The 24677-nt window shown below is 46.0% G+C and carries 25 protein-coding genes; 22 read left to right on the forward strand and 3 right to left on the reverse strand.

The window, feature by feature from the left end; genetic code table 11:
- Positions 1-5: 5 nt before the first annotated feature.
- Complete coding sequence (ftsW, locus tag HP398_RS00140; protein WP_017247933.1) at positions 6-1175, reverse strand: putative lipid II flippase FtsW; 1170 nt, start codon at positions 1173-1175, stop codon at positions 6-8.
- A 67-nt stretch (positions 1176-1242) separates the two neighbouring features.
- Positions 1243-1587 carry a YugN family protein gene (locus HP398_RS00145; protein WP_017247934.1) on the reverse strand — a complete coding sequence of 115 codons (345 nt, stop codon included), beginning with the start codon at positions 1585-1587 and terminating at the stop codon, positions 1243-1245.
- A 151-nt stretch (positions 1588-1738) separates the two neighbouring features.
- On the opposite strand from HP398_RS00145, the gene HP398_RS00150 reads away from it, so the two are divergent.
- From HP398_RS00150 to HP398_RS00255, 22 genes are all read left to right on the forward strand, one after another.
- Positions 1739-2179, forward strand: a complete 441-nt coding sequence (locus tag HP398_RS00150) for a CBS domain-containing protein (RefSeq protein ID WP_017247935.1) — start codon at positions 1739-1741, stop codon at positions 2177-2179.
- 114 nt (positions 2180-2293) lie between these two features.
- Complete coding sequence (locus HP398_RS00155; protein WP_173621523.1) at positions 2294-3331, forward strand: MerR family transcriptional regulator; 1038 nt, start codon at positions 2294-2296, stop codon at positions 3329-3331.
- A gap of 381 nt (positions 3332-3712) precedes the next feature.
- Positions 3713-4423, forward strand: a complete 711-nt coding sequence (locus tag HP398_RS00160; RefSeq protein WP_173621524.1) for a thermonuclease family protein — start codon at positions 3713-3715, stop codon at positions 4421-4423.
- A gap of 221 nt (positions 4424-4644) precedes the next feature.
- Positions 4645-6354, forward strand: a complete 1710-nt coding sequence (locus HP398_RS00165) for a methyl-accepting chemotaxis protein (protein ID WP_254475764.1) — start codon at positions 4645-4647, stop codon at positions 6352-6354.
- Between the two features lie 24 nt (positions 6355-6378).
- Positions 6379-8826, forward strand: coding sequence for an EAL domain-containing protein (locus tag HP398_RS00170; protein ID WP_173621525.1), 2448 nt, complete (start codon positions 6379-6381; stop codon positions 8824-8826).
- 43 nt (positions 8827-8869) lie between these two features.
- Complete coding sequence (locus tag HP398_RS00175) at positions 8870-11320, forward strand: bifunctional diguanylate cyclase/phosphodiesterase (protein WP_173621526.1); 2451 nt, start codon at positions 8870-8872, stop codon at positions 11318-11320.
- A gap of 141 nt (positions 11321-11461) precedes the next feature.
- Entirely contained in the window at positions 11462-11665 is a 204-nt protein-coding gene (gene copZ / locus HP398_RS00180; RefSeq protein WP_017247941.1) for a copper chaperone CopZ, read from the forward strand.
- Between the two features lie 102 nt (positions 11666-11767).
- Positions 11768-12394: an NAD(P)/FAD-dependent oxidoreductase gene (locus HP398_RS00185; protein WP_173621527.1), complete on the forward strand. Its 627-nt coding sequence runs from the start codon at positions 11768-11770 to the stop codon at positions 12392-12394.
- Between the two features lie 91 nt (positions 12395-12485).
- On the forward strand, positions 12486-12809 hold the full coding sequence (locus tag HP398_RS00190) for a metal-sensitive transcriptional regulator (protein WP_017247943.1): 324 nt from the start codon (positions 12486-12488) through the stop codon (positions 12807-12809).
- 128 nt (positions 12810-12937) lie between these two features.
- Complete coding sequence (locus HP398_RS00195) at positions 12938-13684, forward strand: PIG-L deacetylase family protein (RefSeq protein WP_017247944.1); 747 nt, start codon at positions 12938-12940, stop codon at positions 13682-13684.
- A gap of 14 nt (positions 13685-13698) precedes the next feature.
- Positions 13699-15474 (forward strand): ABC transporter substrate-binding protein, encoded by a 1776-nt coding sequence (locus HP398_RS00200; RefSeq protein ID WP_173621528.1) that lies wholly within the window; start codon positions 13699-13701, stop codon positions 15472-15474.
- A 93-nt stretch (positions 15475-15567) separates the two neighbouring features.
- A complete protein-coding gene (locus HP398_RS00205; protein ID WP_173621529.1) occupies positions 15568-16545 on the forward strand; it encodes an ABC transporter permease in 978 nt (325 codons plus the stop codon).
- On the forward strand, positions 16538-17392 hold the full coding sequence (locus HP398_RS00210) for an ABC transporter permease (protein WP_017247947.1): 855 nt from the start codon (positions 16538-16540) through the stop codon (positions 17390-17392). The genes HP398_RS00205 and HP398_RS00210 overlap by 8 nt, the downstream gene beginning before the upstream one ends.
- Before the next feature lie 6 nt (positions 17393-17398).
- The gene (locus HP398_RS00215; protein WP_173621530.1) at positions 17399-18355 is read left to right on the forward strand and encodes an ABC transporter ATP-binding protein; all 957 of its coding nucleotides are present in this window, start codon (positions 17399-17401) and stop codon (positions 18353-18355) included.
- 3 nt (positions 18356-18358) lie between these two features.
- Positions 18359-19405 carry an ABC transporter ATP-binding protein gene (locus HP398_RS00220; protein WP_173621531.1) on the forward strand — a complete coding sequence of 349 codons (1047 nt, stop codon included), beginning with the start codon at positions 18359-18361 and terminating at the stop codon, positions 19403-19405.
- Positions 19406-19527: 122 nt separating this feature from the next.
- A complete protein-coding gene (locus HP398_RS00225) occupies positions 19528-20400 on the forward strand; it encodes a cupredoxin domain-containing protein (RefSeq protein WP_173621942.1) in 873 nt (290 codons plus the stop codon).
- Positions 20401-20501: 101 nt separating this feature from the next.
- On the forward strand, positions 20502-21251 hold the full coding sequence (locus HP398_RS00230; protein ID WP_173621532.1) for a cytochrome c biogenesis CcdA family protein: 750 nt from the start codon (positions 20502-20504) through the stop codon (positions 21249-21251).
- 38 nt (positions 21252-21289) lie between these two features.
- Entirely contained in the window at positions 21290-21673 is a 384-nt protein-coding gene (locus HP398_RS00235) for a rhodanese-like domain-containing protein (RefSeq protein ID WP_017247950.1), read from the forward strand.
- Complete coding sequence (locus HP398_RS00240) at positions 21674-21874, forward strand: hypothetical protein (protein ID WP_173621513.1); 201 nt, start codon at positions 21674-21676, stop codon at positions 21872-21874. It begins immediately after the preceding gene.
- Positions 21805-22032, forward strand: a complete 228-nt coding sequence (locus tag HP398_RS00245; RefSeq protein WP_017247951.1) for a spore coat associated protein CotJA — start codon at positions 21805-21807, stop codon at positions 22030-22032. Before HP398_RS00240 ends, HP398_RS00245 begins: the two co-directional genes overlap by 70 nt.
- Positions 22029-22301, forward strand: a complete 273-nt coding sequence (locus HP398_RS00250; protein WP_173621533.1) for a spore coat protein CotJB — start codon at positions 22029-22031, stop codon at positions 22299-22301. Before HP398_RS00245 ends, HP398_RS00250 begins: the two co-directional genes overlap by 4 nt.
- Before the next feature lie 21 nt (positions 22302-22322).
- Entirely contained in the window at positions 22323-22892 is a 570-nt protein-coding gene (locus HP398_RS00255; protein WP_017247953.1) for a manganese catalase family protein, read from the forward strand.
- Positions 22893-22986: 94 nt separating this feature from the next.
- Here HP398_RS00255 and HP398_RS00260 read toward each other — a convergent pair whose 3' ends face one another.
- The gene (locus tag HP398_RS00260; RefSeq protein ID WP_173621534.1) at positions 22987-24654 is read right to left on the reverse strand and encodes a ribonuclease J; all 1668 of its coding nucleotides are present in this window, start codon (positions 24652-24654) and stop codon (positions 22987-22989) included.
- Positions 24655-24677 lie beyond the last annotated feature (23 nt).

The raw sequence follows: 24677 nt of genomic DNA on the forward strand, positions 1-24677 counted from the left end.
GTTTCTTACATGGCATATGGCTGTTTTTGTAATTGCTCTTCTACCTTCTGGCGACTGACTTCCCGCGATATACTGAGCAAAAAGCCAGTGGCGAGCAGACATACAAGTAAAGAGGAACCACCATAACTGATAAACGGCAGTGGTACACCTGTCAGTGGAATCAAACCCGTTACTCCGCCAATGTTTAGGATCGCCTGAATGGCGAACATGCTGACAACACCGATTCCTGCCAGACTGGCAAAGGTGTCTTTTACGCGCAGACAAATATGGATGCCGCGCAGCAGGAAAAGCAAATAGATCAAGAGGAACACAGAGGCGCCGATAAAACCAAGCTCTTCTGTCATGATCGAGAAAATAAAATCGGTATGCCTCTCCGGCAGATACAAATACTTTTGAATGCTTTTTCCAAAGCCTGTCCCAGTCAGACCGCCATGTGCAATTGCAATCCAGGATTGAATGATGTTGTAGCCAGTACCGTCCATATCACTCCACGGATTGAGATAAGAGTAAATCCGATTTAAGGCATGGGGCTTTGCTGTGATGTATACCAATAGGGCAACAGTCACAGCCGGTGCACCGAGACCGATCAATTGGCGGATTTTGGCCCCACCGCAGATCATGACAATCAAAGCGCATCCGAGCAAGATGGCGGCAGAACCAAGGTCGGGTTGGACTACAATTAGCATAAAAAACATCCCCGTTACCATCAGTGGGGGCATCAAACCGGATTTCAGCTTTTGTATCCCGTTTCCTTTTTTGGAGATGATCGCTGCCAAGTACAGAATAAGGCCAAGCTTGGCAAACTCCGCAGGCTGAATGGTTGCAGAACCGATTTCAAACCACGATCGAGCTCCGTTAACTTGCTTACCAATACCTGGAATAAGAACCAGGAGCAAAGAAAAGAAGCTGACGAGCGCAATCAATAAGAAATTTCTCTTATAAAAGGAGAAGGGAATGTTCATGGCCACCAGCATCCCAACGACACCGACCAGCAAGAAAACCGATTGACGTTTCACGAAATAAAGCTCATCTCCGCCACAATAATCACAGCCGCCACTTGTAAAACTGGTCAATGCGAAAATAGAGCTGGAGCTGAGCACCATGGTTATGCCAAACCCAACAAGTAGGGCGGTCAAAAACAGGAGCAAGAAGTCAGGTACGCCCCTCGTCTTCATAAAAATACCCCCCCTCTACGTGAAACAGAGAGGGGATTCCTCTCTGTACACCGTGCCATTTCATTTTTTAGTGTGAGGACAGCTTTTCGCCCAGCATTTGCAGCTTCAATTTCGCTGTTTTTACAACGGAGTCTGGCATTGGGTAATCGTAATCCAGACCGTGTGGGAAAAGATGTTTGCCCATATAAGGATCTTCGAGCTTCAGTACGGAGTGCGAATCCTCAAGTTTGCCTTCTGATACGTTCGCTTCGATACGCAGGTAGAAGACATTGCCTTTATCATGGATTTTATAATCGTATGTAGCATGCTTGTAATCCCAAGCGCCGCGATCAAAGCCGAGTTCGCTCATGTAGTGCTCCAGATCGGCGAAAAAGACTTCTTTCGTGCCAATTCCCGTGTCCTTAATGACCATTCTTTTTCCTCCTAAAAATGGGTGAGATATTCACTTATTAATCATAGTCTGTTTTTGGAAGAAGCGCAATATATCATACTCTTTCTTGCGCATGAAACGATAGAGGAGAGGACAAACTACAATCGTTGATTAGCAAAAGGAGGAGAATGAAATGGCGAAGCTGGAAAATCGCACATTGCGCGAAATTATGACAAAAGATGTCGCTACTGTGACGCTTAAGGATAATGTGTATGAAGTGGCTTGCAAAATGCGCGATTGGAATGTAGGGGTCATTCCGGTTGTGGATGAAAAAGAGGATGTGATCGGGATCATTACGGACCGCGATATCGTCATTCGCGGTTTGGCTGAAAAGCATGAGGGATCGACTGCCACCGAGGTGGTCATGACACGGGACATTATTCTTGGGCAACCAGGAACGACTGTCGATGAAGCGGCCAGGATCATGGCCCAGCATCAAATTCGTCGATTGCCTGTTGTCGAGAAAGGCAAGCTGGTCGGAATTGTGGCGTTGGCAGATATGGCTGTTCGTCAAGTTCACCACGATGAGGCGAGTGACGCTCTCCAGCAAATTTCTGAGCCGGCGACACATTAATATGATAGAAACGAGCTGTCGGAAAGAATCCGGCAGCTTTTTTTCATTCGTTCTGTACATTCACGCTGCGTCAAGGTTTATGATAGAAAAAGAATGATACAGGGAGAGAGTTCCATGCAAATCAAAGACATGGCCCATCGCTTGCAAATAACTCCGCGTGCGATTCGATATTATGAAGAAAAAGGGCTGATCAAGCCATCGAAAGCAGATGCGTCCGGGTATCGCCAGTTCACAGAGGAAGATGTCTGGAGGCTGCAAACCATCATGACACTGCGCGAGGTCGGGATGGCGGTAGAAGACATTCGGGAGCTCCTGATTCAAATGAAAGATCAGGAAGGCAGTCTTCTCCATTATTTAGAGCTGCAGCGTTCGTTTATGTATACAAGATGGGTAGAAATGAGCAAAGTCATCCAAACGACAGAAGCGATGATTGAACGGATAAAGGGTAGAGAATCGATTGATCCAGGCGAGCTGTTTACATTGGCAGAAGCGAACAAGCGATTGAAGCAGACACGGGATAACTGGGTGGATCGATGGAATTTTAATGAATGGGCGGACCGCTATGACGAATGGGTACATGGCGGGAATGGTCATGAATCATACGAAAACGTGCTGGATGAGGTTGTTGCGACTGTTGCGGTTAAATCAGGAGAGTGCGGTCTGGATGCCGGAACGGGTACAGGAAACCTCGCAGGGCGTCTCGTGAAAAAAGGAGCCAGGATGAGCGGGTTCGACCAATCTCCGCAAATGCTGAAGCAATGCAGAGCGAAACACCCAGAGGTCGAGACAAAGCTGGGAACCTTTTTCGCATTTCCATTTTTAGAAAATCGGTTTGACTTTGTGGCTACGAGTTACGCCTTGCACCATTTGACGGATGATCAGAAGCAGCTTGCCTTGGCGGAATGTCGCCGCGTGTTAAAACCAGGGGGACGGTTGGTCATTGCCGATTTAATGTTTGAGGATCAGGCGCATAGACAAGCTCATCTTGATACCCTAAGGGAGGCAGGTTATACGAGAGTGATAGCAGATATTCAGGACCGCTGTTATGCCGATCGCTCCCGATTGCTACAGGAGCTTGCCAATCTTGGTTTTACGAATGAAGGAAAACAGCTAGGTACCTATACGCATTTGATCTTGTCTACTTGTAAGTAATTCATTCCCGAAACGTTTTTTCAAAAAGTCGACTTTTGAACACGCATTTTACTTTTGGGCTCTTCCAACTACTGGCACGCGTCTAGACTTTTGCATAGGCTGTAGCGAGAAGGAAAGGAGGACTCCGCCATGGGTCTGTTTGACGGTTTTTTTGATCGCGAAAACGAGGAATTTATATGGATTATTATTGTCGTGGTCGTCCTGTTGTTCTTGTTTAGCGCCGATCGTGACTAAAATCTGGACGTATAGACAAAACGACCTTTGCGTGAAGGTCGTTTTTTTCGTTAGGAAAAAACGGACTGCTTTTCTATCCTATTGACCTGGGTTGGCAAATCCACTACGCTGGAAAACAATGCAACGTAGAAGAGGAGAAGGAAGTCTATGAAACGATTAACCGTATTTCTGCTCGCACTGGTTCTTTTGCTATCGGCATGTGGAGCGTCCGGTCAGCCAGAAGCTAACGGCGAGATAGATGCTGTGATCAAACGAGTGGTTGATGGCGATACATTCGAGTTGGACAGCGGGGAAAAAGTCCGTATGATTGGCGTAGATACCCCAGAGACAGTAAAACCCAACCATCCGGTCGAACTGTATGGAAAAGAAGCGAGCAATTACTCCAAGGAGCTTTTAACTGGCAAAAAGGTCAAGCTGAAGTTCGATGTCGAGCCTTATGACAAGTACAAGCGTTTGCTTGCTTACGTATATTTGGAAGATGGAACCTTTGTCAATGAAAAGCTCGTTCGTGATGGCTACGCCCGGATCATGACGATCCCACCGAATGTAGCTCAAGCAGAATTGTTCCTGGCAGCGGAGCGGGAAGCACGGGAGCAGAATCGCGGGCTGTGGGCTTTAGAAGGGCAGCAGGCAGAGGCTCCTAAGGAAAAAGCCAAGCCCCAAAAACAGTCCAAGGACAATACGGCGGCTGTCACCGCGCCACCTGAAGGCAAAACCATCAAGGGCAATATCAACAGCAAAGGCGAGAAAATCTATCACGTTTCAGGCTCCGCTAGCTACGAGCAAACAAAAGCGGAGGTGTGGTTTGCGACGGAGGAAGAAGCGCAGCAAGCAGGTTTTCGGGCGCCAAAACGATAGCCATGCAAGAAAAAGTAGCCGCATAAATGGATATGCAAGCCTCGTCCGCCTTGGCAGTCGGGGCTTTTTCATTGTCGAAAAGAATTCTATAAATGTTACAGAACGATGTTGTATGATAAAAAAGTTCAAAAGACCTATAGAAAATGCCGTTACATAAGAGAAAGGGATTATTAAATAACTTACATATTTCACAGAATGCAGGAATAATTCGTAGAATTTCGATGGAGGAAACAACTATTATGAAGTTGACGGTAAGGAAAAAGCTTTTTTTAGGATTTTTGGCAGTGTTATTACTTTTAGCGGCAGTCGCAGGCATTGGTTATTCTCAGATTGCATCCATCGATTCTCGTTATCGGACAATGATAGAAGACCGAATTAACAAGGAGATGCTATCCAAGGACATTATTGCAAGTGTCAGTGAACGACAAAAGTATGCACGAGGATACGTCATTGTAGGCGATGACAGTTATCTGGCGGGGTATACGAAGGCAAATGACAGTTATAAAGAGCTTACTTCCGAACTATCCAAAATGGGTATGAATGCTGAAGGGGAAAAACTTGTAACAGAGATGAACGAGCTGCATGCCCAACACGAGGAAATTATTGAGCGGGTTGTAGCGTTAAAGCAACAAAACAAAGTAGAAGAGTACACGCGCTTGGTCAGAGATGAATGTACGCCAGTCGGCGAATTGTTTATACAAAAAGCCCAAGAATTTGTTGCTCTCGAACAGAAACTGTTAGAACAAGATATTGCCGAGCTGGATAGCAATATTCAATCTACGAAGCTCCTTGTTATCTTGCTTAGCTTACTTGCTCTTCTCACAGGAGTAGGTATTGCCCTCATGATTGGACGTGCCATTTCTCGTCCCGTTTTACTGATCACGCATGCAGCAGAACAAATTGCTGCAGGGAACTTGGCCTCAGCAGATATTCAAATCAAGAATCGCGACGAAATCGGTGAACTAGCCCGCCATTTTTCCCAAATGAAGCACAATCTGCAAGATTTATTAGAACGAGTCTCCTTCCATTCACAACAAGTAGCCGCCTCCTCCGAGGAATTGACAGCCAGCTCCGAATTAACACGCCAGACAGCAGAGAACGTATCCCAATCGATCCAAGATATTGCAGCAGGTGCTGAACAGCAAGTAAATGATGCGGAGAATGCCACACAGATTGCCGTGAGCATCTCGCAAGTCATGCAGCAAGTATCAATGAGCATGGATCATGCGATCAGCTCATCCGTTGAAGCGAACAAAACAGCAACCGAAGGCAATGAAGTGGTTGCCAAATCAATCGAACAAATGAATGAGATTAATCAAAGAGTGAGCTCTTCTACCGAAGTGGTCAATATGCTCGGTGAAAAATCAAAAGAAGTTGGTTCCATCATTTCGATTATTACGGAAATCGCGAGTCAAACGAATTTATTGGCGTTAAACGCAGCGATTGAAGCGGCGAGAGCGGGAGAACAGGGAAGAGGATTCGCAGTCGTAGCAGATGAAGTTCGCAAATTAGCAGAACAATCCGCGCAAGCAGCTTCGCAGATCGCTTCCATCATCGGAGATATTCAAAGAGATACGGAAAAGGCGATTCACGTCATGAGTCAAGGGGACGTAGCTGTTAAAGAAGGAGTCATCATGATCGAACAAGCTGGAGTTGCCTTCTACAAAATCTTGGGTGTAGTAGACGAAGTCTCGAAAAGAACACAAGAAATGTCAGGACAAATCAATGAAGCCAATAACGGAACTGTTTCCGTAGTGGAATTTATAGAGGGAATTGCGCATGTTTCAAGGATGGCAGCGGAAAACACACAAAGCGTAGTTGCTTCTGTACAAGAACAAACAGCTTCTATGGAACAGATTACAACCGCTTCCAGTACACTCGCCGAAATGGCAGAAGAGCTGCAGCATTCCATCCGTAAGTTTCAATTGTAAGGCGAGAACAGGCGGGGGTGCCATGTGTTTAATCAAATCAGAGATGTAAAGTATGCATTATCTGCATTGGAAGAGTCATCTGTTATTTCGATCACAGATGAAAAAGGAATCATCACCTACGTCAATCACAACTTCTGCGAAATATCCAAGTTTAGTAGAGAGGAATTAATCGGAGAAAACCATAACATCGTCGATTCCGGTTTCCATCCGCAAGACTATTTTAAATCTCTATGGGAGACCATCAGCCGAGGAAAAGTATGGAAAGGCGAGATGAAAAATCGGGCAAAGGACGGTACGGAATATTGGCTTAGCATGACGCTAGTGCCATTCATGAACGACAGTGGATTCCTTTATCAGTACGTGGCAATCGGGACGGACATCACGAAACGCAAGCAGATGGAAGAGTCTCTATCAAAGACGATGAAGGACTTGCACGATATCAAAAATGCACTGGATGAATCTTCGATTGTAGCGATTACAGACGACAAAGGCGTCATTACCTATGTAAATGACAAGTTTTGTGAAATCTCCAGATACGAAGTGGATGAATTAGTTGGAAATACACATAGGGTCATTAACTCTCGCTATCATTCCAAGTCGTTTTTTAAATTGATGTGGGAAACGATCAAGCAAGGACGTGTTTGGAAGGGCGAAGTGAAGAATCGCGCCAAAGACGGCAATGAATACTGGATGAATACGACCATCGTGCCATTTCTAGACGACCGGGGAGTTCCGTATCAATATGTTTCGATCCGTACGGATATTACCGACCGCATTGAAGCAGAGGCAGCTTTGGCAGAAGCATTGCAGAACGATTTTCGCAGGACGGTCCAAAACTTGCAAAACTGTGTGTTCAAGATCGTGACAGATCCGAAAGGGAACATCACCTATACCTTGTGTGAAGGGAAAATGGCGGAAGAGCTCGGGCTAACGTCTGAGAGGATGCTGAGAAAAACGTCGTATGAAATCTTTCCTTATGAGGTAGCAGAGCATATGGAAAGCTATTTTCGCAGAGCGTTTGCTGGCGAGCCCGTTACCTTCGAACTGAAACTATCCGGAAATGACTATTACATTACGTTGTCACCTATTGAGGAAAATGGGGAGATCGTGGAAATGGTAGGCTCCATGATTGACATCACCGAGAGAAAAAAGGCGGAAGAGACGATTCGCTACATGGCCCATTACGATTCCTTAACCAACCTGCCTAATCGAACGCTTTTTCATGAAAAGCTGGCAGAGGCGATGCTCAAAGCAAAACAAAAAGATGAGAACATCGGCGTCATGTTCATCGATTTGGATCGATTTAAAAACATCAATGATACGCTGGGTCACTCCATAGGGGATGTCCTTTTACAAGCAGTAGCCAATCGTCTCATCGGGTGTTTGCGAAAAGGGGATTCTGTTTCTCGACTAGGCGGAGATGAGTTCGCCATCTTTCTCACAGGTGTCACACACAAAGAAGTTGGTGAAATTGCGCAGCGAATCATCACGAGCATGTCCGAATCGATTACGTTAGACCATATCGAAATCTTTATCACACCAAGTATCGGCATCAGCATGTATCCGGAAGATGGAGACGATATTGAAGCGCTATTGAAGCATGCAGACGCTGCCATGTATTTGGCAAAAGAGCAAGGGAAAAACAATTATCAATTTTTCTCGGAGGAGCTACATCAGATTTTAGCCAAAAAGCTACAGCTTGAAAGAGAGCTGCGAAAAGCTTTGGATGAGAAACAATTTACGCTGCACTACCAACCGAAGATTCATTTACAGACGGGCCAGATTATCGGTATGGAGGCGTTGATTCGTTGGGAACATCCAGATCTTGGTCTCATTCCACCTATTCAATTTATCCCGATCGCAGAAGAAACAGGCTTAATCGTACCGCTTGGAGAATGGGTAATGCGAACGGCATGCCAACAGATAAAAGTATGGCAGGAAACAGGCTTTACTCAGCTGGCGGTTGCGGTGAATATATCCTTACGCCAATTTATGCAAAACAATCTCATTGAGATGATTACCTCGATCCTTGAAGAGACGGGCTTATCTCCGCAATACTTGGAGCTGGAAATCACGGAAAGCATGGCGCTAAATGTAGACTATACAATTCGGATTTTGAATCGTTTGAAAGGTCTCGGGATTAGCATCAGTATCGATGATTTCGGGACGGGCTACAGTTCATTGAGCTATCTAAGTCAATTTCCGATTGATCGGCTAAAAATCGACCAATCCTTTGTCCGGAATTTGAATCCACGGAATCAAGCGATTATTAAAACGATCATCGATATGGCACACAACATGAAAATTGCTGTTATTGCAGAGGGTGTAGAAACACAAGAACATGTTGATTTTCTAAAGGAACAAATGTGCAATGAAGTCCAAGGGTACTTCTACAGTAAACCGCTGCCCACGAAAGAAATCGATTCCTTCTTGCAGGTAAATCGTTATGGTGAATCAGGTAGCATGGTTTAAGTGAGACCATCGAGATTTTACAAAAGGAAGGCGGTGAAGGAGCTTGGATCATCAGATACATGGGACGTACGACAGTTTCCTTGTGATACTCTCTTATTTAATCGCGGTTGCAGCTTCTTTTTCTGCTCTCAACCTGGCAGCCAGAGTGAGTACAAGTAAGGGGAAGCATCAGCTACTCTGGTTGATATTTGGTGCCACAACGATGGGGCTCGGAATATGGTCCATGCATTTTGTCGGAATGCTGGCACTTACCCTCCCAATTAAGGTTCTTTATGACATGGAGTATGTCATCCTATCTGTTATTCTTGCCATTTTTGTCTCAAGCATAGCCTTGTTTACCGTCACGAAAAGCAACCTCAATGCAAGACAGCTAGTTATTGCGGGAATTCTTATGGCTGCTGGAATATCTGGGATGCACTACGTGGGAATGGCCGCGATGATTATCGAAATTACATACGATATGTGGATCGTTATTTTATCCATTATCATTGCAGCGACTGCTTCGGCAGCGGCACTTTGGCTCTTGTTTTACTTTCGCCGTGATCAATCGAAATACGCATATTTATACAAATTGGGCAGCTCACTCATTATGGGAGCTGCAATCGCGGGTATGCATTACACCGGGATGGTTGCAGCGCATTTCTACGTAACGGAAGTGCCGACAACCGAGATAGAAACGCAGATCGAACCGGAGACCTTGGCCTATATCATTGTCTTGGCCACCTTTTTACTGATGGGCATTACATTGTTCGGCTTGTTTATTAACAAACGACTCTTGCAAAAAGATACGGTCATTCAGGAAAGTGAAAGCTGGTATCGTTCCCTTTATAAAAATAATGAGTACGGCATTATTTCCTTAGATACAGGTGGATGTATTATCCAAATGAACCCAGCTGTCACGAAGATTGGTGGACTACGGGAGGAAGAATTCATCCATCAACATGTATCGAAGATTGGCATGCATATAGTTGAGGAGAAAAGGGACATCACCAAAGATTCTTTTGCCCAGTCTTTTCAGTCCAATCGTAATAATTTTGAGACGGCCATCTTTCATCCGAACGGAAATCGCGTAGAGCTGAGTGTACTCAATGTCCCGGTTGAAATTGAGGGAGAAGTTGTTGGGAATCACATCATTGTGAAGGATATTACCGAAGAGAATCGCGTGAAAGAAAAAATCAGGTATTTGGCTTATCACGATGAGCTGACCGACTTACCAAATCGAAGAAAGTTTAATCAAGTCCTCCATCAATCTATTGAAAAAAGCAGCCAAGATTCAACCAGCTTTGCTGTCATGGTTCTCGACATCGATCGTTTCAAAATGATCAATGATTCCTTGGGTCACTCCTACGGCGATATCTTTTTGCAGGGGGTCAGCGACAGAATCGTAAAGAGTGCGGAAGGGTACCATGCAACAATTGCTCGTATGGGTGGAGATGAATTTACCATCCTCTGCAAAACACGAGCGGACCGTAGGGAAGCGGCGAGTTTAGCGGATAAGATCATTGAAGCGTTGAAACAGCCATTCTCGCTAAAAGACAGTGAATTTTACATATCAGCAAGTATTGGAACAGCGATATTCCCAGACCACGGAACGGATGCTGTCGCGCTGCTCAAAAAAGCGGATACGGCCATGTACGAGGTGAAAAAACAGGGGAAAAATGGTCACCTGTTCTATACGCCCGAGTTTGATGTGCAATTGCTGGAAAATATTGAGATAGAAAGTGATCTCAGAAAAGCAATTGAACGTAATGAGCTGGTAGTGTACTACCAACCTCAATTTCATGCGGAAAGTAATCGCATGATCGGAGTCGAGGCGCTCGTCAGGTGGAATCATCCGACCAAAGGGATGCTTTCACCAGGAGTGTTTATCCCTATTGCTGAAGAGACAGGGCTGATCTATGAGATTGGTACGTGGGTGCTTCGCGAAGCGTGCAGACAAATGAAGCAGTGGCATGATGGAGGGGGACCGTTGATACCCGTCTCCGTCAATTTGTCCTCCCATCAATTCCACCAACGGAACCTAGTCCAGTACATCAAAAATATCCTCGAGGAAACTAAGCTTGGCCCACACTTTTTGGAACTGGAAATCACAGAGAGCATGATGATGGACCCGGCAGTATCGATCAGTATCCTGCATGAGTTAAACAAAATTGGAACGAGAATTAGCTTGGATGATTTTGGAACCGGTTACAGCTCTTTGAGCTATTTGAAAAAGTTCCCGATCCACAAACTAAAGATTGACCGCTCCTTCATAACAGACCTGTCTCGAAATGATAACGATAAAGCCATTGTGGCCACTATTATTTCGATGGCGAAGCATCTGAAATTGGATGTAATTGCAGAAGGCATTGAAACGAAGGATCAGTTAGATATTTTGACAGAAAATCATTGCAAGGAAATACAAGGGTACTATTACAGTCGTCCATTATCCGCGAAGGAGGTGGAGCAAGTGTTTTTTGTTCCCACCAGAAATCATCTCAGCCAAGAAGCGTAAGGAAAAACTCCCCGTCTTTTATAGAGGGGAGCTTTTTTGTAGGTACACAGCAGGAAAATGTAAATTGGGTATTGTATACCCTACAGGGGTATTGTAAAATAGAATCAAATAAAGCTTCCCAAAAACAAAGGAGGATGTAAAATGAATGTCACTTTGAACGTACAAGGAATGTCCTGCAATCACTGCGTCATCTCCATAGAAGGTGCTCTTCAAAAAGTAGACGGGGTTAGCAAAGCAACGGTAAGCCTTGCTGACAATCAGGTAAGCGTGACATTTGATGAATCCGTTGTTTCGCTGGAAAATGTGAAAGAGACCATTGAAGATCAAGGATACGATGTCGTTTAAGCAAAGGTTGTGGGAAAGGCTGTGATTATAAAATTGCAGCCTTTCATAAAGTCTTCGGTTGACTGAATGTTACAAATTCAAATCGTGTAGGAGGAATGCCTTTTGAAGCGTGTACAGTTTGCCGTAAGTCCAGAAATTCGTGTCGGCGGTTCTGTGTTTACACCAACAGATATGGTGGCGATCGGTCAAATCGTTGGCGAGGATGCACAAATTGAACTTTCAATCTTTCAGCAGCTTATTGTCGAGATGAATGAAGAGAAGGCTGACGATGCCAAAAAAGCGCTGCGTGAAAAAGGCTTATGCGTGTACGAAACGGGCTCTGTTGTGAAGAATTTGTCTGTCTGTTCTTTTTGCAAAGGAGCAGAGATTGAAGGGCTAGAGGCAGCAAGAAATTTGAATGATACGATTGCAGGGATGGCCGTTCCTTTTACGATGAGAGTCGGTTATACGGGTTGCCCGAATGCCTGTGGAGAGCCGTTGGTAAAAGATATTGGGATCGTCAAGCGAAAAGAAACCTTTGAAATCTACGTCGGAGGTCAATCGAAAACAATGGGGGCCAAAACAGCCGAGCTCCTGGTCGAGCAGGTGAAGGAAGAACAATTATCCTCCATCGTCCAAAGCATGATTACGTTGTATCAGACGCAAGGGAAAAAGAGAGAGAAGTTTTTCAAGTTCGTTGAGCGATATGGATTGGAAAATGTCCGAAAAGAATTGGGGCTGTCTTCCTGATGAATATGTGAATATGGAACTTGCTACGTTTTGAAAATTTAGATTATAATCGAAGCGTATGTTTGCTAGGATGATTAGAGGAGGAATCTCATTGTCAAGTGCAGAATTGAACGTTGTACAGTCTTGTCATACATCTGATCGAAACAGTCATCATTCAGAAAAAACCAAGCAAAACTTGCAGGCACGACTCAATCGGATTGAGGGACAGATTCGCGGGATTAAAGGCATGGTGGAGAAGGATACTTACTGTGATGATGTCTTGAATCAAATTGCTGCGGTACAATCTGCCTTAAATTCAGTGGGACGTATCCTTTTGGAAGGGCATATGAAATCCTGTGTGATTGAACGTATCCAAGAAGGGGACAGCGCAGTCATTGACGAGCTGTTAACCACGATGAATAAGCTGATGAAATAAAAAGCTTCAGAAATGAAGCTTTTTTATTATTGCGAAATATAGGTTAGTGGGGTATAGTATCATCAAGTCAGAATATTTTCATAATACAGAAAATATCAATCAAACAGGATGATAAGGGAGATGAAAAAATGGGCAAGAAAATGTTGCTGTTAGGTGTGTACGGCATGGAAGTGGTGGAGTGTGGCGGTGCTCTTGCCATTAACGTGAACAATGGAGGGGAATCGTACGCCTCGATCATGCTGTCTAGCGAAAAATCACGCCCGCAGGTTACAGAGGCGGCAGCGGTATTGGGGGTTCAGATGTATTTTCCCGGTTTTCAATCCGGTTATGTAGATGTCAGTCCGGAGTCCAAGAAAAAGCTTGTACGGATTATCCGAGAAGTGAAGCCAGATATTATCATTACGCAGGACCCAGAGCATTCCTTTCACGACTTGGACCCAGACCGTAGACAAGCCATGATTTTGATTTTGGAAAGTATCGCATTGGCCAGCCGGGAGTTTGCTTTAGATGAAATGCCTGGCTTGGAAGCTCACCCGATCCCGACGATCTATTACATGACTCCGCATCATCCCAACTGTGTCGTTGATATTTCGTCGGTGTGGGAACAAAAAAATCGAGCGATGGATGTCTTGCACAGTCAGATGGAGTTCAGTGGCCGACATTTTGAAGAAGCAGTCGATGCGAAGGCAATGGAGGCTATCGTCCCTGGGTTTACCGCGTTACCCTCTGACTACGAAAAGGGAAGAGCCGTGCACAAGGTACTCGATCAAGCCATTCATGTGTATCACGGTTTGGCAACGCATGGTCATTTTGCATTAGCAGAAGCATATAAACGTGATGGGAACTTCCATTTGAAAGAACTGATTAACTACTAGGAGAGAGATGTCGGATGAAGCATAATCGAGTCGGGATCATATGGCTGCTCATCGCTCTGTTTTCCACATTGTTCGTTGTTCCGGCTGGTGCCGAGAATCACAGGGAGGTGAAGCTTGGGATCACACAGGATGAACGCTCCTTGAATCTGTACACATACAATACCGGTTTTCCTGGACTCGAGCTGGTCAATCTTCTCTACGACCCGCTATTTATCCTCGATAAAGGCAACAAACCGATTCCTTGGCTGGTTAAAGAATTCACGGTATCCGAAGACGGCAAGCAATACAAAATGATTTTGCATGACCAAATCTTGTGGCAGGATGGAAAGCCTTTGACCTCAGAGGATGTGAAATTCACCTACGAATACCTGTTGAAATATAAAAAATCCCGCTTTACAACCCCAGCTGCACTCGTGAAAACCATTCAAACACCCGACCCAACCACTGTGATCATGGAGCTTGAGAAGCCTGAACCAGATTTCTTCATTCAACCTCTCGCTGATTTGCCGATTCTTCCGAAACATATTTGGAGCTCTGTGACTGATCCTGATAACTTTAACAATTCCTTGGGGAGCGGTCCTTTCATTTTAGAGGATTACAAAAAGGATCAATTTTATAAGCTGAAAGCGAACCCGCAGTACTTTAAAGGAAAACCGGCAATCGATACGTTAGTCATCCCCATCATCGCAGAAGCTAACGCCATGTTTACAGCATTAAAGGCAGGGCAGCTGGATGTCATCAGTCGCAGAGTCCAGCCGGAACTCGTCAAAGAGTTTGAAAGCAATCCGTCTATTAAAGTGGAAAGAGGCCCCGGTTTTGCTACAACGTTTCTCCAATTCAACGCTGAAAAGTTCCCGATGTCCGATCAAAAATTTCGCCAAGCGATAAGTCTTGCTATCGATCCGCAATACTTGGTAGATACGGTATTGCTCGGTTTTGGCACAAAAGGAAGTCCCGGCTTTATTCATCCAGCTACTTCTTCTTACAACAAGGCAGTCGTACATAAGACCGATGTCGAACAAGCCAAATCCATTCTTGAACAAGCAGGGTATAAAGACACGGACAATGACGGCCTACGAGAGGCGCCAGATGGCAACAAGCTCGAACTCGTCAATCTGGTCCAATCAAACAATCCTTCTAGCATACGATCTGCCGAAATCATTGCGGGATGGATGAAAACCATCGGGATTGATATGAAAGTTCGACCGATGGACCCCGATACCGTGATTAGTCTTGTCTGGCCCGAATATGATGTCACCAAAGGCCGGAATTATGACATGACGATGTTTGGCTGGTCGACTACGATGCAGCTGTTCCCTGCCAGATTGATTGATTTGTTCCACTCCGATCTAGCTGGCAAAGGGGGAACCAATATTGGCGGATTCAAAAGTGCAGCGTTTGACAAGCTGGCTGAGCAGCTCGATGAGACATTGGAACCGGAAAAACGCCAACAGATTATCAATCAGATGCAAGAGCAGGTAGCCAAAGATTATCCGATCGTCCCCTTGTACTATGCAGAGGAAATTAGTGCGTACAATCCCGCTAAATACGATGGGTGGGTATTCCAGGATGGGAAAGGCATCATCAACAAGCTCTCCTTTGTTTCCAATGGCGAAAAAGCCGCTGTGACAACGGAACAGCCAGCAGCAACACCTGCAAGCACGCAAGAACAAGCGAATGCGAATACAGGAAAAGGCACGACCTCGATCGTGACCATTCTCATCATGATCGTCGTCGTAGCGGGTGGATGGTACTTGCTCAGTAGAAGAAAAACGAACAACGAACGGTAAGCATGTTGACAGCTTCCCCTGCAGTCATGCTCCACCAGGTTATTGCGGGGGAACCATTTGATCCTGTTGATTATCGAAAGAAGAGGTGTACTCATGACCCGATTTCTAACAGGCAAGGTCACTCAATATATTTTTGTTATTTTTATTATGCTGACATTGAACTTTCTCCTCCCTCGTTTGATGCCAGGGAGTCCCCTCGCGTATATAGCTGGAGAAGACATCATGCTTATGACGACGGAAGAGAAGGAGGCCATATTAGAGGCACACGGATTAAATCAATCACTTTTGGAGCAATACTTCATCTATTTGGGGAATATGGCGACGATGGATTTCGGTTATTCCTACCAACAAAAGATGCCAATAACGCAGTTGATTTCGGAGCGGTTGCCGTGGACGCTACTGTTAACTGGATTGAATTTAGCGATTTCCACCTTGTTAGGCGTCATTTTTGGGACGATATCTGCTTGGAAGTGGGGGAAAAGAAGCGATGTTAGTCTCTTGACGATTTTCATGTTTTTAAGCGCGATGCCGTCCTTCTGGCTGGGCATGATTCTGGTAGCGATTTTCGCCGCACAATGGGGTCTGTTTCCTATCTTTGGGGCACAGACGGCATGGAGCAATTTGACTGGCTTAGATCGAGTTACTGACATTGCCCATCATCTCGTTTTACCGCTAGTGACACTCGTATTGATCACCGTTACGACAACCTATATGACGATGCGCTATTCGATGCTGAACGTGCTGGGCGAGGACTACATTATGATGGCCAGAGCCAAAGGCGTTAAAGAAAAAATGATCAAATACCGTCATGCCATGCGGAATGCGTTACTCCCGGTAGCTACGGTATTCATGCTCAGTCTCGGTAATATTTTTGGAGGAGCAACGGTGATTGAAACCGTTTTTGCTTACCCAGGCATCGGCAGGCTGATGTTTGAGGCCGTCTTAAGCAGGGACTATCCGGTGATACAGGCTGCATTTCTTATCATTACGCTGAGCGTAGTCATCGCCAACTTCCTAGCGGACATCTTATACCCGATTCTCGATCCAAAGGTGGGAAGGAACAATGGATAAAGGCAAATGGCTGCAGTACTGGACCATTTTTCAGTCTAGCCGACTTGGGGCGATTGGTACCATCATCCTTCTTCTATTTGTCATTGTTGCGCTAGGGGCACCACTCTTAGCACCTTTTGACCCAGACGAACGTGTAGCCACGCCATTTCTTCCGCCAGGCGGAGATTATGTGCTCGGAACCAATGACGTTGGACAAGACATCTTTAGCGAGCTCCTATACGGCTCGCGCATTTCGCTGACGATCGGTATTTTAGCTGCGTTGTTTTCTATTTTGCTTGGTTCTCTTGTGGGGATCGTTGCCGGTTACTTCGGGGGAAAAATCGATTCTGCTTTCATGAGACTGGTAGATTTGGTACTCGTTGTGCCTTTTTTGCCATTGATGATTTTACTCGCCGCGTTTATCGGTCCGAGCTTTTGGAATCTCATTTTCGTCATTACCGTATTGACCTGGGCATCTCCTGCTAGGGTGGTTCGCTCACAGGTCCTTACGATAAAAACGAAAGGGTTCGTGGAGGCCGCGCGATCAATTGGCAGCAGCGTTCCTACCGTGATGTTCCGTCATATTTTGCCGGGAGTCGTACCGATCGCCTTATCGCAATTCATCATGGCGGCAAGCAATGCCATCTTGTTGGAGGCTTCCCTCAGTTTTCTAGGGCTGGGCGACCCTTTGAATAAAAGCTGGGGAACGACCCTGTATTATGCACAGGCGCGAAGTGCTTTCCTGACAGATGCATGGCTATGGTGGATCTTGCCGCCGGGTGTGTTAATTACAGCGTTGGTCATCGGGTTTGCTTTTGCTGGCTACTCGCTGGAACAAATCTTTAATCCCCGGCTGCGGAAAGGGTGACTAGCCATGAATAAAGTTCTCGTCGTCGAAAATTTGCACACACACTTTTTTACGGCAAATGGTGTAGTAGAAGCGGTTGAGAATGTCAGCTTTCACCTAGAAAAGGGGGAAATGCTCGGACTGATTGGAGAGTCTGGCTGCGGGAAGTCCACCGTGATTCAGTCCATTCTGGGCTTGCTCGAATACCCGGGGAAGGTCATAAGCGGGAAGGCCATGCTGGGTGGAGTCGACTTGTTGCAGGCGCCAGCAGAGCAGATCGAAAAGCTCAGATGGAAATCGATTTCTGTTATTCCCCAAAGCGCGATGAATGCCTTGAATCCTGTATTTACGGTCGGGGATCAAATCGTGGAAGCGATTTTGTTACATGAAAAAATAACGATGGGTGAAGCGATCCGACGAACAGAACAGCTATTGGAAAGGGTCGGGATTCCGAAGCAGAGGCGCAAGTCGTACCCACATGAATTCAGCGGAGGAATGAAACAGCGTGTAGCCATAGCGATGGCGCTAGCCTGTAATCCGCAGGTCGTCATCTCAGATGAATCGACGACCGGACTGGATGTGTTGACCCAAGCGCAAGTCATCGCGATATTGAAAGATCTGCAACGATCTATGGACTTATCCATTATCCTTATCTCTCACGACCTGCCGATGGTGACAGCTATCTGTGAAAGGATAGCCATTATGTATGCGGGCAAGATTGTGGAATGTGGGACAACGGAACAATTGATTACGAACCCAAGGCACCCGTACTCACAAGGTTTGCTCGCTGCCACTCCCGATATAAATGACCCCGAGAAAGAATGTCGTTCGATTCCGGGGACAGTGCCGCTGCTCATAAACCCGCCAATAGGGTGCAGATTTTATACGAGATGCCAGCATGTGCAAGACAAATGCAAGGTAGAGTCTCCACCATTAAGAGAAGTGCATGAAGGGCATTTTGTATCCTGTTTTGTAGGAGGGTAAGACATGACCGATCCGCAAAAGTCGCAATCCAATAATGATTTGGTGAGGGTGCAAAATTTGGTCAAACGCTTTGAAAAGAAGCAGGGAGCGTTTTTTCGCAGCAAAAAGACGACGGTCTATGCCGTAAACAATGTGAATTTCTCTATCAAAAAGGGGGAGATTCTCGGGATCATCGGGGAGAGTGGGTGCGGGAAAACAACGACTGCTCGAATGATTATGCGACTTACAAAAGAATCATCCGGTCAAATTCTTTTTAATGGGCAAGACTTGTGCCGATTAGGAGACCGGGCAGTGAGGGGAATTCGGCAAGAGATGCAAATGATTTTTCAGGACCCGTACGATTCATTGAATCCGGGAATGACGATTCTTGAAATCTTAATGGAGCCGCTCCATGCCCATCAAAAAGCGAGTACCTTTGAAAAGAAGAGGGATCAAGTGCTTCAAATTCTCAACCATATCGAGCTAAGACCTGCCGAAAGCTTTCTGCAGCGCTATCCGCATCAGCTAAGCGGGGGACAGCGGCAAAGAATTGCAATCGCTCGAGCGCTCATTTTAAAACCAAAGTTCGTTGCGGCTGATGAGCCGACCTCCATGTTGGATGTGTCGGTCAGAATGGGCGTTTTGCAGCTATTAAAATCATTGAAAGAAGAAATGGGTCTGACGATGTTGTTTATTACCCATGACCTGTCGACGGCTGCCTACATGTGTGATCGGATAGCTGTCATGTATCAAGGGAATATCGTCGAGATCGGACCGACCCATGAGGTTCTGTATCATCCCTCTCACCCTTACACACGCGCACTCGTAGCCGTGGTATCCGATCTCAATCATTTTCTCAAACATAGGCAAGAGCTGATAGTAGATGGGGAAGTACAGAATGAAGGAATCCAACGAGGATGTCCTTTTCTTGCCCGCTGCCCCCATCAGGTTGACCACTGCCGGAATATGAAACCTATGCTAGAGCGAATCTCATCCGACCACTATGTTTCATGTATCCATCATCAGGGGGAATTTGAGAGCGCAAAGGCTGCCAATCGGTATGCGAACTAGAAAAGGTGTGAGCCCTCTCGACAGTAGTCAGAGGGTTTTCTTGTTCGTTTTGTCCTATTTTGTTGACGTAGGACATACTTTACAATGTGGAGAATATACTCGGGGGTGGTATCTTGAGCGCGGTGTATCAGGTACTGATCTATGTCGGTTTCGCTTATGTTTGCTTTACATGGTTTATATGGCGACGAAAGCAGGGAATCGATCATATGCAAGGCATGATGAGCACGATGTCTGTCAGTATGATGATTGGGTTGATCGGTGGGTTGATCCTCGGCGATGTTTACAGGGGAGACCTTTATGTATCCACCATGTGGGGAATGCTGGCTGGTGGACTGTCTGGTTTTCTGCTAGGAGTTCCTTTGTCGATCCTGAGTATTGTAGAAGGAATTTTATCGGGTGTCATGGGCGGGATGATGGGCGCCATGCTAGGAGAGATGGTTCCCAGTGAAAAAGTAGAGCCTCTCCTGTTTGTTTTCGTCATGCTCTATACGGTATGTATGCTGCTCGTAGCCAAGCTGATTGATTTCAATAAAAAAGAAACGAAGTGGTCCTCCTTTTTTCATCATCCAGGCACTCCAGCTGTGTTGCTGCTTGCCGTCTTCTTCTGGTTTCAATCATTACCGTTTCCATCCCCGGCTCTTTATGCAGGCGATCGCGCGACAGAAATCACCCTCACAGCCGTCGACTTTTCGTATAAACCGAACCAATTTACCGTGAAAAAAGATACGGAGATCAAAGTTGTCTTTCAAAATGATGGCAATGTAGAGCACGATATCGAGGTTGTGTCTCATGGAAAAATCGTTACGATTTCAGAATCAAGCAGCGAACATCATCATGGAGCAATGGCTGAAGGTGTGGTTCATTTGCACGCCAAACCAGGAGAGTCTGTTGAAACCGTGTGGAAGGCATTGGAGGAAGGAACCTATGAATTTTATTGTACGATCCCTGGACACAAAGAAAGCGGCATGATAGGACGCTTGCAAGTGACGGGATGAAGCAAAGGAGAGGCGAATCATGCCTTTCTTTTTTTCTTCATAGTTTCCTCACAACCTTTCTGTAAAATAAACGAAAAGGAAGACCCACTCGGAGGAGAAGCATGGATTGGTATTCGTACTTGTATCAATATGGAGCATGGATCAGCAAGCCCTTTTCCGATTTGTATTACGGAATGGGCGAACAAGCACCGTTGATTGGAGCGTTGTTGCTCGGGATCGTTGGCGCATTTGCACCGTGCCAGTTATCGGGGAATGTGGCTGCTTTTACTGTGTTCGGGAAGAATGTCGTCGTCAGAGGTGGCTTTCGTAGTCATGTCTGGATGTTCATCCTTGGCAAAGCAGTCGTGTATTCCGCTTTGGGAGCAATCGTATTTGCGTTCGGTGAACAACTCTCTACACAAGCGATTCCTTTGTTTCAGTGGGCGAGAAAGCTACTAGCTCCGATGTTTATTTTGATTGGATTGTTCTTAATCGGATGGATTCGACTGCCATTTCTACATACGCAATCATTTGAGGAAAAAATCAAGCGTTTTTCGGAGCGATTTGAGGGAAAGACACAATCCTTTTGGCTTGGCGTTGCCTTTTCCCTCGGGTTTTGTCCGACGATGTTTTGGCTCTATTTTGGACTGACGATGCCTTTGATGTTCACGAGCTCGTTCGGCCCGATCATTCCCACTGTATTTGCACTTGGCACGGCGCTTCCATTGCTCATCGTATTACTGCTGCTTGCCGTCGCAAGTGATAGCCCTTCTCTCATGAACAAAACGAGGAAATGGGGTACGGTCACGCAAAAATTGGCTGGAATCGTGTTTATCCTGCTCGGTATTTCGGACTTTATGGCATTTTGGTAAGGGTGAAAGACAAGATAGAAATCGAAGAGGTGGATAGGATGAAAAAGAGATGGATAGTGAGCGCTCTGTTGGTGGTTCTCGCTACTATAGCCCTCGTATTTGGGAATACCAAACCATCTTTGCAAGTCATTGATTCAGGACAGTTGTCGCAATGGATGACGGATGAACAAGAGATGGTGATTGTGGATCTGCGCGAGCCCGAATTATTTGAAGAGGGAAGAGTCCCCAATGCCATAAATATTCCTTTCGCAGAGATCAGTGAGAAATACTCGAGTATCCCGAAAGACAAGAAAGTTGTCTTCGTCTGTCATACCGGAAGGATGGGAGTGGAGAGCGGAAACCTCCTGCTCGAAAATGGCTACAAAGATGTAGCGAACCTTGACGGCGGCATGGCGAAATGGACTGGACAGGTGGAATCGTAAATGCTGGACCGCTTTCCTTATATGGAGGAGAGCGGTTTCTTCGTTTTGTGGGATCAATCACGCCTACTGGGTGGGCTGCATAGTGTAGTCATGAAGGAACAGACATTGCAAGCTGGAGGAGGATTTTGGCATTGCATTCGCAAACACGCGACTATTATCCGTACGTTGGTCCCTATGATCCTTGTCCGCCGATTCGGGTGAAGACATACCAGGTACCCCCTCAGCTGTTCATGACATTTCAGCCGGAGAACTTGCCGCAATACAGCCCGATGGAAGCGTTGAGATTAGGTACGTTATGGCCGGCACTTTTTAGCCCCTATGATCCCAGACTGAGTCATTTGGGGAGGGAGCACTCATGACAGCTGAAAATAGATTTGGCGATGAACAATATTACGCATTGCTTGAACAACTGCAAGCGATCGACTTTGTACTGGTAGAGCTCAGTCTTTATTTAGATACGCATCCAACCGATCAGAATGCGCTCCAGCAGTATAACGATTTAACGGAGCAGCGCTGGGGTTTGGCAAACGAATATGAGAAATCGTACGGGCCTTTGCAAAATCTTGGTCGCAGCTATTCAGGGTATCCGTGGCAGTGGAATGATGATCCATGGCCTTGGCAAGTTTAGAAGAGAGGGATAACGAAACCGATGTGGATCTATGAAAAAAAACTGCAGTATCCGGTTCGTGTCAGTAAGTGCGATGTAAGAATGGCGAAGTATTTGATTGAGCAATACGGAGGGGCGGATGGAGAGTTGGCAGCCGCTCTGCGCTATATGAACCAACGGTATACGATCCCAAATAAAGTGGTCGGATTATTAACGGATATCGCTACCGAAGAGTTTGCGCATCTCGAAATGATTGCCACGATGGTGTATAAGCTGACCAAAGACGCGACTGTCGAAGAGTTGAAGGAAGCGGGACTGGGTGACCATTACGCCAATCATGATCGGGCGCTCTTTTACAACAATGCCAGTGGCGTGCCGTGGACGGCTGCCTATATAGCTGCCAAGGGCGATCCGATCGCGGATTTGTATGAGGATATCGCGGCCGAAGAAAAAGCCCGCGCGACGTATCAATGGCTGATTGACATGACCGATGATGTTGATTTGCAGGACAGCTTGAAGTTTTTGCGGGAACGGGAAGTCGTTCACTCTATGCGTTTTCGCGAGGCTGTAGAGATATTGAAGGAAGAGCGGGATTCGAAGAAGATATTTTGAGGGGAAAAAAGAGAGCTGGTGGGCTCTCTTTTTGTTTCTATGGCTGCTTCGGTTCAAAGGCAGGTGGAACGACTATGATGAGAAGGCTTTTCCCTCACACATCCATAATAATCGGCAGGATCATGGGTCTGCGCTTTGTTTTGGCATATACGAATTTCCCAATCGATTCCCGCATTCCTTGCTTCAAGCGGTTCCACTGACTCACATTCGCTTCCTGCAAATTGGTGATCACCTCGGATGCAATGCGAGTGGCTTCTTCCAAGAGACCCTCTGATTCCGGGGCATAGATGAAACCGCGGGAAATAAGGTCAGGACCCGACAAAATCTTGCCGTCGGTTTTACTGCGCGTCACAACGATCACGAGAATGCCATCTTCCGAAAGATGCTTGCGATCCCGTAATATTCCATTTCCTACATCACCGATTCCCAAACCATCTACCAAGGTATTTCCAGCAGGGATTTTTCTTTCCTGTACAGCTACACCATCCTGAATATCCACGACATCTCCGTTATTTACAATGAAAATGGACTCGAAATCAACGCCGACGGATTCAGCCAACAGACGATGTTGATGGAGCATCCGATACTCACCATGAATGGGGATGAAGTATTTTGGCTTCATGAGAGTGAGCATGAGCTTCAACTCTTCTTGGAAGCCATGCCCGGACACATGCATGCCTGTCCCAGAGCCATAAATTACGTTGGCGCCCATAATAAACAAGTTATCGACGATGCGCGCTACATTCCGTTCGTTTCCTGGAATGGGGGAAGAAGAGAGGATGACGGTATCGCCGCGTTCTACTTTAACGTGCCGATACCCGGAGGTCGACAATCGGGATAAGGCTGCCATCGGTTCGCCTTGGCTTCCCGTGCAAAGGACAGCGACACGGCCTGGATCGAGCTCGCTCACTTCTTCTATTTCCACCAACATGTCTTCTGGTATATGTAAATAGCCTTGTTCCGATGCGATTTTGACCACATTGACCATACTTCGGCCAAGCAAAGCTAGCTTTCGATTCGTCGCTTCTACCGCATCAATGACTTGTTGCAGGCGGTATACATTGGAAGCGAACGTCGAGACAAATATTTTCTGCCGTGCCTTACTGAATGCTTCTAACAGACGATCGCCCACGTTCTTTTCTGATGGAGTGAAGCCTGGGCGCTCCGCATTGGTACTTTCCGACAACAAGGCTAATACACCTTTCTGACCGATTTCGGCCATTCTGTGCAAATCGGGGGATTGCTTATGCACTGGCGTTAAATCAAATTTAAAATCGCCCGTATGCACAATAGAGCCTGCTTTTGTCTCAAATACAACACCCAAGCAATCAGGAATGCTATGGTTCGTCTGAAAAAAGCTGATCGTGAGCGAGCCTAATGAAATAGTAGAGAGACGATCGATGGAGATAAGGGTGGACTGATGAAGCAAATCATGCTCCTTCAGCTTCAATTCGATAAGTCCTAACGTTAAGCGGGTACCGTAAACAGGGACGTTTAATTGTCTTAAAAAATAGGGAATGCCCCCGATGTGATCTTCATGACCATGCGTGACAATCAAGGCTCGGACTTTTTCCTGATTTTCAAGCAGATAACTAATGTCCGGTATGATCAGATCAATTCCTAAATAACTCTCATCCGGGAACTTCGATCCACAATCAATGAGGACGATTTCATCCCCGCATTGAATCCCGTACATGTTTTTGCCGATTTCATATACTCCTCCTAAAGCAAAAATAGAAAGAGTTCCATTCCATGCATTCATACGCAGTCACTGACCTCCCCAAA

The sequence above is a fragment of the Brevibacillus sp. HB1.4B genome, assembly GCF_013284285.1.
GTDB lineage: Bacteria > Bacillota > Bacilli > Brevibacillales > Brevibacillaceae > Brevibacillus > Brevibacillus porteri.